Here is an 11,813-nt window from a genome sequence, read left to right on the forward strand (position 1 = left end):
CCGGTTCGCCGGCCGTCCTAATCACATAGAGCCTCTATGCTCATAGGAATGAACTCACTGGTCGCCTAGCTGTAACGCCAAATATTTAGAGTATTGAAAATAACAAGTCTGTTTGATGGAGTGACGTTAAGTCACTCCATATTACCTCTTTCCCTACAAACCATACTCACTAGAGTTTGGGAGGCACTAATGTATCTACCTCAAGAAATTATTCGCAGAAAACGTGATAACGAAGTACTGACCACAGAAGAAATTAACTTCTTCATTCAAGGCGTAGCTAAGAACACGGTTTCTGAAGGCCAAATTGCAGCATTTGCAATGGCTATCTTTTTTAATGAAATGACAATGCCAGAACGTATCGCACTAACTTGTGCAATGCGTGATTCAGGTATGGTGATTGACTGGAGCCACATGAACTTTGATGGCCCAATCGTTGATAAACACTCTACTGGTGGTGTTGGTGACGTAACTTCTCTGATGCTTGGCCCTATGGTGGCAGCATGTGGTGGTTTCGTTCCAATGATCTCTGGTCGTGGTTTAGGCCACACTGGCGGTACGCTAGACAAGCTAGAATCTATCCCGGGTTACAACATTACACCAACCAACGAAGTGTTCGGTGAAGTAACGAAAGATGCTGGCGTGGCTATCATCGGTCAAACAGGCGATCTAGCTCCTGCTGACAAGCGTGTTTACGCAACTCGTGATATCACAGCAACCGTAGATAACATCTCGCTAATTACGGCTTCAATCCTATCTAAGAAACTGGCCGCTGGCCTTGATTCTCTAGTGATGGATGTAAAAGTAGGTTCAGGCGCTTTCATGCCGACTTACGAAGCGTCAGAAGAGCTAGCGAAATCTATCGTTGCAGTAGCAAACGGTGCAGGTACTAAAACAACAGCAATTCTAACGGACATGAACCAAGTTCTAGCTTCTTCAGCGGGTAACGCAGTAGAGGTTCGTGAAGCGGTTCAATTCTTAACGGGTGAATACCGAAACCCACGTTTGCTAGAAATTACGATGGCATCGTGTGCTGAAATGCTGGTGTTGGGTAACCTTGCAAAAGATTCAGACGAAGCGCGCGAAAAACTGATGGCAGTACTGGATAACGGTAAAGCAGCAGAGTGCTTTGGTAAGATGGTAGCGGGCCTTGGTGGCCCAGCAGATTTCGTAGCGAACTACGATAACTACCTAGAAAAAGCAGAAATTGTTAAGCCAGTGTACGCGCTAGAAAGCGGTGTAGTATCAGCAATGGATACTCGTGCAATTGGTATGGCTGTAGTTGGTATGGGCGGTGGTCGCCGCGTAGCAACTGACAGCATTGATTACGCAGTCGGTTTTGATCACTTCATTCGTCTTGGTGAAGTAGCAAGTGAAGATAAACCATTAGCAATGATTCATGCTCGCAACGAACAACAGTGGCAAGAAGCTGCAACAGCATTACAAAATGCAATCACTGTGGGCGGAGAATATACAGCAACGCCAGATGTTTACCGTCAGATTCGTTCTGAAGACGTGTAAATAACAGGTATCGGCATACCTCGTGTATGCCGATAAACAGAGTTCTGGTGCAAAGAGCAATAAGTTGGTGAAGAAAATGAAAAGAGCATTTATTTTAGTTTTAGATTCATTCGGTATCGGTGAAACAGCGGATGCAGATAAATTCGGTGATGTAGGTTCTGACACTATGGGTCACATCGCAGATCATTGTGACCAAGGTCTTGCCGACAATGCAGATCGTAAAGGTCCTCTGACGCTACCAAACCTGTCTAAGCTAGGCTTAGCAATGGCTCATAAAGAGTCTACAGGTCGTTTTGCTCCTGGTATGGATGCAGACGCTGAAATCATCGGCGCTTACGGTCACGCTGCTGAACTGTCTTCTGGTAAAGACACGCCATCAGGTCACTGGGAAATCGCTGGTGTACCAGTATTGTTTGACTGGGGCTATTTCACCGACAAAGAGAACAGCTTTCCAAAAGAGCTGACTGACCGCATCCTTGAGCGTGCAGGTTTGTCTGGTTTCTTGGGTAACTGCCACTCATCAGGCACTGAAATCCTAGATAACTTAGGTGAAGAACACATGAAGACTGGCCTGCCAATCTTCTACACTTCTGCGGACTCTGTTTTCCAGATCGCTTGTCACGAAGAGACATTCGGCCTACAAAACCTATTAGACCTTTGTCAGATTGCTCGTGAAGAGCTAGAAGACTACAACATTGGTCGTGTTATCGCGCGTCCGTTCGTTGGCCCGGGTAAAGGTCAATTTGAGCGTACAGGTAACCGTCGTGATCTTTCTGTTGAGCCACCTGCAGCAACTATCCTGCAGAAACTTGCTGATGAGAAGGGCGGTAACGTTCACTCAATCGGTAAAATCTCTGATATCTACGCAGGCTGTGGTATCACTCAGAAAACTAAAGCAACAGGTATCCCTGCGCTATTTGAAGCGACTAAAGAAGCGATCAATGAAGCGGGCGATAACACGATTGTGTTTACTAACTTCGTTGACTTCGACTCAGCTTACGGCCACCGCCGTGATGTTGCTGGTTACGCAGCGGCACTTGAGTACTTCGATGGTCGCATCAATGAAATCATCGATATGATGAAAGAAGATGATGTACTTATCCTAACGGCAGACCACGGTTGTGATCCGACATGGCCAGGCACAGACCATACTCGTGAGCACATCCCTGTGATTGTTTACGGTCAGAAGGTTCCAGCGGGTTCTCTAGGTCGTCGCGATACGTTCGCTGATATCGGCCAAAGCTTAGCGTCATACTTTGGCACATCGCCAATGGGACACGGTACAAGCTTCCTATAATAGTTAACTAAGAGAGAGGGAAACCTCTCTCTTCTTTTTTGTTTTGAGATTAAGGATATTTTCAATGGCTACTCCACATATTAATGCTGAAATGGGTGATTTCGCTGACGTAGTTTTAATGCCAGGCGACCCGCTACGTGCTAAATACATCGCTGAAACCTTCTTAGAAGAAGTGGTTCAAGTGTGCGACGTTCGCAACATGTTTGGTTACACCGGTACTTACAAAGGTCGTAAGGTTTCGGTTATGGGACATGGTATGGGCATTCCATCTTGTTCTATTTACGCGACTGAGCTAATCAAAGATTTTGGTGTAAAAAAGATCATTCGAGTTGGTAGTTGTGGTGCAGTGAGCGAAGATATCAAAGTGCGTGATGTGGTTATTGGCATGGGCGCATGTACTGACTCAAAAGTGAACCGTATTCGCTTTAAAGGTCACGACTTCGCAGCTATCGCAGACTACAAAATGGTACGTGCGGCAGAAGATGCAGCAAAAGTACGTGGTGTTGATGTAAAAGTTGGCAACCTGTTCTCGGCTGAGTTGTTCTACACGCCAGATCCAGAAATGTTCGAAGTGATGGACAAATATGGCATTGTTGGCGTAGAGATGGAAGCGGCTGGCATCTATGGCGTATGTGCTGAATACGGTGCGAAAGCGCTAACGATTTGTACTGTTTCTGACCACATCAAGACTGGTGAGCAAACTACATCAGATGAACGTCAAACGACTTTCAACGACATGATGGTTATCGCACTAGACTCTGTGTTGCTTGGTGACCAAGAATAATCTTGATTTGTCTTAGCTTGATAAGTGAACAGATAACAAAAAGCCCCGTTGCTGCCTGAGCGTCGGGGCTTTTTATTGGATAAGTTAAACGCGATGTTTATGAGCTTACATTCTTCAACAGTAAGTTCTCACCAGACTTGGTTGGCCTTCTGCGAATCAGCATAATGAACAGCACACCACTCACAAACCCCATCAACACCATACCGATCATATAGCGATCACTTTTTCGATAATGGTGATCAGAAATTGCTGTCATCTTACCGGTTTCGAAGGTCACTCGAATAAAGCCGATGATCGTTTTCTCCGGTGAATAAATAGGTTCAACTAATTGTTGTCTGCCAATACTTGCTGTTGAAAGTGGCGTATCTAAGCCAAGAACCTCGCGCACCGAGAGCGCTTTTTCACTCGAAGCCAGTCGGATACCCTCTGCATCATAGATGGTGGTATCGAACACCAGTCGGTCTTGAGACAGCTGATTAGTAAGATCAAGTAATCGCTCTTGGTCTTGTTGCGTAATCATCTTGCTGGCCGAAAGTGATGCCTGAGAGATAAGCAGCTTGGTAAGGGTTTCCAACTGTTTCGCTTGGATCTTCTCGTTACCTTTACTGATCACGACCGTATTTTTAATCGTTACAACGAACATGGTAGCCAACAAAATAAGGGCTAGCATTCGTAAAGCGTTACGTATTGAGAACAATGATTCATTCATGTTTCACGAAGCCTGAAATAAACAAATGTTATGATTAAGACATATTGAGACTTGCGTTTTCAAATTGCAATAGGTTAACGTTTAGCATAGTTAATTAGGAATCATACACATGGACGCTCAGAAATATCTGCCGATAAAAAGGCATACGACATTATTAACTCGACTCCCCGAGACTCGTTTCGCTTCTCAACTCGCTAAATCCAAAGCTAATTGGATTGTGTTTGGTGAGTACCTATCTCCACAATTTTTCGATGACATCGACTTTTTCACTGGCACTTACAACACCATCCTCGATACGTGGAAAGTTGGGCATTATGAAGTGGCTTTGATGTCAGGCAACCTAACACCAGCACATGAAGAAATCCTCCAAGCGCTAAAGCTTGATTATGCTTGCCTTAGCGAGGTCCCAGACTTATCTAAGCCAGGTTTGATTGTGATGGATATGGATTCCACAGCGATTCAAATTGAATGTATCGATGAGATTGCCAAACTGGCTGGAGTGGGAGAGTTAGTCTCTGAAATCACCGAACGAGCAATGCAAGGTGAGCTCGACTTTGAACAGAGCTTACGCCAAAGAGTAGGAGCACTGAAAGGTGCGGATGAGTCGATATTAGAGCAAGTGCGCCAATCTTTGCCATTCATGCCAGATCTGGTTGGGCTTGTGAACACGCTTAATAAGCTTGGCTGGAAAACGGCGATTGCATCAGGCGGTTTTACTTACTTCTCTGACTACCTGAAAGATACCTTGGATCTTGACCATGCTCAGTCGAATACTCTAGAAATCGTTAAGGGTAAATTGACGGGGGAAGTGTTGGGTGACGTGGTTTCGGCGCAAACCAAAGCCGATATTTTGGTAGAGTTGGCTGAAGAGTACGAATTGGAACTGCACAATACCGTTGCCGTTGGTGATGGTGCCAATGACTTGGTGATGATGGGCTCTGCAGGTTTAGGCATTGCCTACCACGCGAAACCAAAAGTAGAGCAGCAAGCTCAAACCGCTGTTCGTTACGCAGGTTTAGGCGGTGTGCTTTGTATCTTGTCGGGTGTATTAGCTAAGCAGCAAAAAATCAGCTGGCAGGCAAAACCTTAAGGCTTGATTGGGAAGTTGTATTTGCCGGAAGTTATAGTCGAGATCAGATACAAAAAAAGCAGGCGATGAGCCTGCTTTTTCTATTTTCCAATCCAGTCAATGGAGATTAACCTAACGAGTAAGCTCTAATCGAATCAACACTTCATCTGTGATGTCTTCAATCTCACCATAGCCGATAAAAGCGGTGATCTCGTTCTCTAGTTTCTTAGCTTGATGCATGCTGATGCGTGAAAGCTCTTCTAAATCCGATTGGAATAAACTTGTTAGCGGGTTAAAGATAGGTGCCGTGGTGACTCGCAATACATACACATTACCCAAGTGCTGCGCCTTCTTGATGAATAAGATGCGCTCTTTTGCTGAGGTGAAATCTTTCACCAACTTGGTATGCACCGATTGGATCTTGTCACCAAACTTTACCGCAGCAATATACACGTCATGGTGTTTGGGCTCAGCGCCTTCGATTCTTTTCAGTGGCTCGGCCAGTAGCGAGTTAGTGTGGCCTTTAAAGATCGGCTCTAGAGAGAACTTTTGGTTGTGTCCAAGTTTAGCGAGCAACGTTAGGTGCTTATTCAATGGGAAGTTCACGCCTATGATCTTACAGCGCAATGTTGAGCTTGGCTTATCAATGAAGATAGGGTTACTGACCATCTTGCTAAGCAATATATTGTGTAACGATTCGAGCAACGAGTTGGTTGGCAGTATCTCTTTCTTTTTAATCAGCTTGCTTTGGTTCTGATCGATAAGCCCATTTAGGAAAGCGATAGTACGCATCGTCTTCGCGTTCTCAGCAATAACCAGCTGTACGTTGCGGCCATTCGGGCTCACTCGGATCACATGGTAAGGCACGGTGCTCAATGGCAGGTTCTTGTCATAGAGCTGCAGTTCATTGAAGTTCACCAATACCGGATCATTAATCTTGAGGACCATTGGGTGTTCAAGGTTAATGCTCAGTCCACGCTTCGAGATATCTAAAGTGTGTCCGCTTGCCGCAGCGCCATCTTGTGACGTAAGTTGTAACGGTGATTTAAATTGGTATCTCGGTTCTTTACGGCGAGTCTGAGAATCAAAGTAGATACTTTGAATATTCCCAACCACAGTGCGTGGGTGACGAAAGCGGTTCAGTTCACTGCTTGGAATACGTGGCTTTTCACTTAACAGATAATCAGCCGCACTTTCGTGATCGCCAATTTCTTGCAAGATACCGCAATGCGTCAGTTGCGCTGAGCTTTGAGCCAGAGTATCCGAGTGTTTGGCTAACGCTTGTTGCTCGGTGTCTGAAAGTTCGAAAACTGAGAACTTGAACGCCTTCCAACTTTTACGTTTACCGCCAATGTGCCAAAACAGTTGTCTTTGTTCGCGAGAGGCTTCAGGTAGCATCATTGAATAGAACAAGGTCTTGTTTTGGTGTTCATGGGTAAAAGAGTAGATAACGTTACTGGTTCCCTTCACTCCTGGTTTCGCCAGCAGGTTCATACGTTGCTCGTTGAACAGGGTGCCCAGCGCTTGTTGATTTCGCTCGTCGTGCCAGTATTGCCACAACGGATGGTTGTTATCCGTCAGTAGGGCAAGCTTTAGTTCACTGCCGCTGAAGAACAGCGGAAGGTTACAAGTATGCTTTAGATAGGTGTGTTCGATTCCTCGCGTACGAGTTCGAATGATCCTATCTTGGTTCTCATGGCTGGTTTTCTTACTGATGCTATTTAAAGACTCATCGAGTAAGCGAGCCACAACATTGTTGTCGCTTACCTTGATGGTTCTTAGAAATTTGACCGCGTTGTTCTCATAAGACTCGTCGATACCCAAAACACGAAATTCAACAGCTTGGTTAACATCGTTTTCTTGGGACTTTTCGATAAGCTCTGAGAATTTAACGCTGATGATCTCACCGAGGTTGTATCGAAAGGCGCTTGGCACCTTGAACTTTGCGCCCGACGGAGAAATATCAACCGTTACACCATGTAGGCTTTGCCCTTTCGATGTGGTGATCTCAACCTGTGAGCTAATCTTGAGTCTGTTCTCTTGACGCTTTAAGTCGTAACCTAGATTAATCGCTTCAGCTTCGTACGGGCTATTGGCGCTAGTAATGTCGTGGTTACCTTGAGAAGATGTTTTAACAACGCTCATTGGTTGAGTTCGCGGAGTCATTACTAACTCCCATGCGCCTTCTGTGTAACCTTTAAACTTTTTAGTGCCACGTTGATACGCGTTTAAAGCGATGTCATCGAGCCAGTGTTTACGGCCGTCTAACGTGAACTGACGACATTCATTATCAATGCGCCCACGTAAATCAATGCTCTTTGTACACGGAGCCATGATACGATTCAGTTCCATTTTAACCAGCAGTTTTAGAGACGGAGATTCGCCTTCTGTCATTTGAGAAAGAAGGAATTCGAAATCTTCGGCGTGGTAGGCCGGGATAAGACGTTCTGCTACAGATAGAATTTCAGATTGCTGCATACTTTTCTTGTTAGAATGGACGGTGCATTTATGTTATCGACTAGTTTAAATCGATCTTTAAGTATAAGTGGTATGACTGCAACGTTTATTTTCACCCGTACGGTCAAATAAGTCACAAATTGACAACATCATTGTGTAACTGAGTAAATTATTGAGGTTTTATGGCTAAGGCAAAACGAGCTTATGTGTGTAATGACTGTGGTGCTGACTTTCCACGTTGGCAGGGGCAGTGCAACGCATGTGGTGCTTGGAACACGATTACAGAAGTTAGGTTAGCCGCTTCACCTCAAGTAGCGCGCAATGAAAGATTATCTGGTTATGCAGGTGCAGTAACAGAATCGAGCGTTCAGACATTATCTGAAATTAATCTACAAGAAGTGCCACGCTTTAGTAGTGGCTTCAAAGAGCTCGACCGCGTACTCGGTGGTGGTGTTGTCCCTGGAGCTGCGATCCTGATTGGTGGTAACCCAGGCGCGGGTAAATCAACACTATTATTGCAGACCATGTGTCAGCTCTCTTCTCAACTGCCGACTCTTTATGTAACAGGTGAAGAATCCTTACAGCAGGTTGCAATGCGTGCCTCTCGACTTGGATTACCAAAAGAGCACCTAAAGATGCTCTCTGAAACCAACGTAGATAAGATCTGTCAGGTTGCTGAAAAAGAACAGCCAAAGATCATGGTTATCGACTCCATCCAAGTTATGCACGTTGCTGATGTTCAGTCTTCACCGGGCAGTGTTGCTCAGGTTCGTGAATCGGCAACCGCATTAACGCGCTACGCAAAACAAAATAATGTTGCGGTGTTCTTGGTGGGACACGTAACTAAAGACGGCACCTTAGCCGGGCCAAAAGTGCTTGAGCACATTATTGACTGTTCTGTTCTATTGGATGGCGGAACAGATAGCCGCTTTAGAACACTGCGCAGCCACAAAAACCGTTTTGGTGCGGTCAATGAGCTTGGCGTATTTGCCATGACAGGCCAAGGACTAAAAGAAGTTAGTAACCCATCCGCAATCTTCTTGTCTCGTGGTGAAGAAGAAACCTCGGGTAGTTCGGTGATGGTTGTGTGGGAAGGCACTCGTCCATTGCTTGTTGAAATCCAAGCGCTGGTGGATTATTCCCAGCTGGCAAATCCGCGTCGTGTCGCTGTCGGCCTTGAGCAAAACAGGCTTTCATTATTATTAGCGGTGCTGCATAAACACGGCGGCTTACAAATGGCTGACCAAGATGTGTTTGTGAATGTCGTTGGTGGTGTTAAAGTAACCGAAACCAGTGCTGATCTTGCGTTGGTGATGGCTCTACTTTCAAGTTTCAGAGACCGCGCATTGCCAAAAGATGTGGTGGTGTTTGGAGAAGTAGGTCTAGCGGGTGAGATTCGACCTGTACCGAGCGGACAAGAGCGTTTAAATGAAGCATTTAAACACGGCTTTAAGAAAGCAATCGTACCGGCAGCGAACATGCCTAAAGGTGGCATTCCTGGAATGCAGATCCATGGTGTGAAAAAATTATCGGAAGCAATTAATGCTTTTGATGAGTTGTAATTGAACTCACTTCAGCTACTCTATACAGCAGCAATTCAGCCTAACCTTAACGCCGATTAGGCTTTGGGTTAGCACTATAATTAACAATCATTTAGATTGTTACTACTGAGTGCCTTTTTCTATATGTTAGAAAAAGGCAAAGTTTTTTAGTCCCAAATGCATGCAAAGCTATCAGTCTTCACAGATTGTGATATACTCTGCGCGCATTTTATATCCTATTAACAGAGTAAGACAATGGCAGATTTATCGAAATACAGAAACATTGGTATTTTCGCGCACGTTGATGCGGGTAAAACAACTACCACTGAGCGTATCCTTAAGCTAACTGGTCAAATCCACAAGACTGGTGAAGTACATGATGGCGAATCAACTACTGACTTCATGGAACAGGAAGCTGAGCGCGGTATTACTATCCAATCAGCAGCTGTAAGCTGTTTCTGGAACGGTCACCGTCTAAACGTTATCGATACTCCTGGACACGTTGACTTCACAGTTGAAGTATACCGTTCTCTTAAAGTACTTGATGGCGGTATCGGTGTATTCTGTGGTTCTGGTGGTGTTGAACCTCAATCAGAAACTAACTGGCGCTACGCTAACGAATCAGAAGTATCTCGTCTGATCTTCGTTAACAAACTAGACCGTATGGGTGCAGATTTCTACAACGTTGTTGACCAAGTTAAAAACGTTCTAGGTGCTACTCCTCTAGTTATGGTTCTACCAATCGGCCGCGAAGATGAATTCGTGGGTGTTGTAGACCTTCTAAGCCGTAAAGCATACGTTTGGGATGACACTGGTCTTCCTGAAAACTACGAAATTCTAGATGTTCCTGCGGACATGGTAGATGACGTAGAGCAATACCGTGAAGAGCTAATCGAAACTGCTGTAGAGCAAGACGATGACCTAATGGAAGCTTACATGGAAGGTGAAGAGCCTTCTATCGAAGACGTTAAGCGTTGTATCCGTAAAGGTACTCGTGACCTAGCATTCTTCCCAACTTTCTGTGGTTCTGCATTCAAGAACAAGGGCGTACAAATCGTTCTTGACGCTGTTGTAGATTACCTACCTTCTCCAACTGAAGTTGATCCTCAACCTCTAATGGACGAAGCTGGCGAAGAAACTGGCGAACACGCTATCGTTTCTACAGAAGAAACTTTCAAAGCGCTTGCATTCAAAATCATGGATGACCGCTTCGGTGCTCTAACTTTCGTTCGTATTTACTCTGGTAAACTGAACAAAGGTGACACGATTCTTAACTCATTCACTGGCAAAACAGAACGTGTTGGCCGTATGGTTGAGATGCAAGCTGATGACCGTAACGAACTAACTAGCGCACAAGCTGGTGACATCATTGCGATCGTTGGTATGAAGAACGTGCAAACTGGTCACACTCTATGTGATCCTAAGCACCAAGTAACGCTTGAGCCAATGGTATTCCCAACTCCAGTAATCTCAATCGCTGTATCTCCAAAAGATAAAGGCGGTTCTGAGAAAATGGGTATCGCGATCGGTAAAATGGTTGCAGAAGATCCATCTTTCCAAGTTGAGACTGACGAAGAGACTGGCGAAACTATCCTGAAAGGTATGGGTGAACTTCACCTAGACATCAAGGTAGATATCCTTAAGCGTACATACGGCGTTGACCTAACTGTAGGTGCTCCTCAAGTTGCTTACCGTGAAACTATCACTCAAGCAATTGAAGATAGCTACACGCACAAGAAGCAATCTGGTGGTTCTGGTCAATTCGGTAAGATCGATTACCGTATCAAACCAGGCGAAGCAGGTTCTGGCTTCAAGTTCAACTCTGTAGTTGTGGGCGGTAACGTTCCTAAAGAATTCTGGCCTGCAGTTGAGAAAGGCTTCGCATCTATGATGGAAAACGGCGTACTAGCTGGCTTCCCAACTCTAGACGTTGAAGTTGAACTTTTCGATGGTGGTTTCCACGCAGTCGATTCATCTGCAATCGCATTTGAAATCGCAGCGAAAGGCGCATTCCGTCAATCTATGCCTAAAGCTGGCGCGCAACTTCTTGAGCCTATCATGAACGTTGACGTGTTCACTCCAGACGATCACGTTGGTGATGTTATCGGTGACCTTAACCGTCGTCGTGGTATGATCAAAGATCAACAAGCTGGCGTAACTGGTGTTCGTATTAAAGCTGACGTACCTCTTTCTGAGATGTTCGGCTACATCGGTCACCTACGTACTATCACTTCTGGTCGTGGCCAATTCTCTATGGAATTCGCACAATACGCACCATGTCCAACTAACGTTGCTGACGAAGTGATTGCAAAAGTTAAAGCAGAAAAAGAAGCTGGTAAGTAATTAGCCCTTTTCTCAAGTAACTAAAAAAGCCCTGCAAGTGAAAGCTTGCGGGGCTTTTTATTGCTTGTAACATACTGCGAGAGATGCGAGAGATG

Annotated in this window: 8 protein-coding genes; 6 read left to right on the forward strand and 2 right to left on the reverse strand. The window is 45.1% G+C overall.

Translation table 11 applies throughout. The features are described 5' to 3' along the window. Positions 1 to 189 precede the first annotated feature (189 nt). From deoA to deoD, 3 genes are all read left to right on the forward strand, one after another. Positions 190 to 1,518, forward strand: a complete 1,329-nt coding sequence (deoA, locus tag BCV39_RS08985) for a thymidine phosphorylase (protein ID WP_102433378.1) — start codon at positions 190 to 192, stop codon at positions 1,516 to 1,518. A gap of 76 nt (positions 1,519 to 1,594) precedes the next feature. Next, positions 1,595 to 2,815, forward strand: a complete 1,221-nt coding sequence (locus BCV39_RS08990) for a phosphopentomutase (RefSeq protein ID WP_048658145.1) — start codon at positions 1,595 to 1,597, stop codon at positions 2,813 to 2,815. 64 nt (positions 2,816 to 2,879) lie between these two features. Continuing rightward, entirely contained in the window at positions 2,880 to 3,599 is a 720-nt protein-coding gene (deoD, locus tag BCV39_RS08995) for a purine-nucleoside phosphorylase (RefSeq protein WP_102433377.1), read from the forward strand. 97 nt (positions 3,600 to 3,696) lie between these two features. Here the strand turns inward: deoD and BCV39_RS09000 are convergent, their stop codons facing one another. Next, positions 3,697 to 4,308 carry a YtjB family periplasmic protein gene (locus BCV39_RS09000; RefSeq protein ID WP_076655999.1) on the reverse strand — a complete coding sequence of 204 codons (612 nt, stop codon included), beginning with the start codon at positions 4,306 to 4,308 and terminating at the stop codon, positions 3,697 to 3,699. Positions 4,309 to 4,417: 109 nt separating this feature from the next. On the opposite strand from BCV39_RS09000, the gene serB reads away from it, so the two are divergent. After that, complete coding sequence (serB, locus tag BCV39_RS09005; RefSeq protein WP_102433376.1) at positions 4,418 to 5,398, forward strand: phosphoserine phosphatase; 981 nt, start codon at positions 4,418 to 4,420, stop codon at positions 5,396 to 5,398. A gap of 111 nt (positions 5,399 to 5,509) precedes the next feature. On the opposite strand, the gene BCV39_RS09010 is transcribed toward serB, so the two are convergent. Then, positions 5,510 to 7,855: a PilZ domain-containing protein gene (locus BCV39_RS09010; protein ID WP_102433375.1), complete on the reverse strand. Its 2,346-nt coding sequence runs from the start codon at positions 7,853 to 7,855 to the stop codon at positions 5,510 to 5,512. Between the two features lie 161 nt (positions 7,856 to 8,016). Here BCV39_RS09010 and radA point away from each other — a divergent pair, with 161 nt between their 5' ends. Both radA and fusA read left to right on the forward strand, forming a co-directional pair. Then, the gene (radA, locus tag BCV39_RS09015) at positions 8,017 to 9,396 is read left to right on the forward strand and encodes a DNA repair protein RadA (RefSeq protein WP_017058826.1); all 1,380 of its coding nucleotides are present in this window, start codon (positions 8,017 to 8,019) and stop codon (positions 9,394 to 9,396) included. Between the two features lie 234 nt (positions 9,397 to 9,630). Next, the gene (gene fusA / locus BCV39_RS09020) at positions 9,631 to 11,718 is read left to right on the forward strand and encodes an elongation factor G (RefSeq protein ID WP_050633924.1); all 2,088 of its coding nucleotides are present in this window, start codon (positions 9,631 to 9,633) and stop codon (positions 11,716 to 11,718) included. The last annotated feature ends 95 nt before the right edge of the window (positions 11,719 to 11,813 follow it).

The sequence above is a fragment of the Vibrio sp. 10N.286.55.E10 genome, from assembly GCF_002872555.1.
Taxonomy (GTDB): Bacteria; Pseudomonadota; Gammaproteobacteria; order Enterobacterales; family Vibrionaceae; genus Vibrio; species Vibrio crassostreae.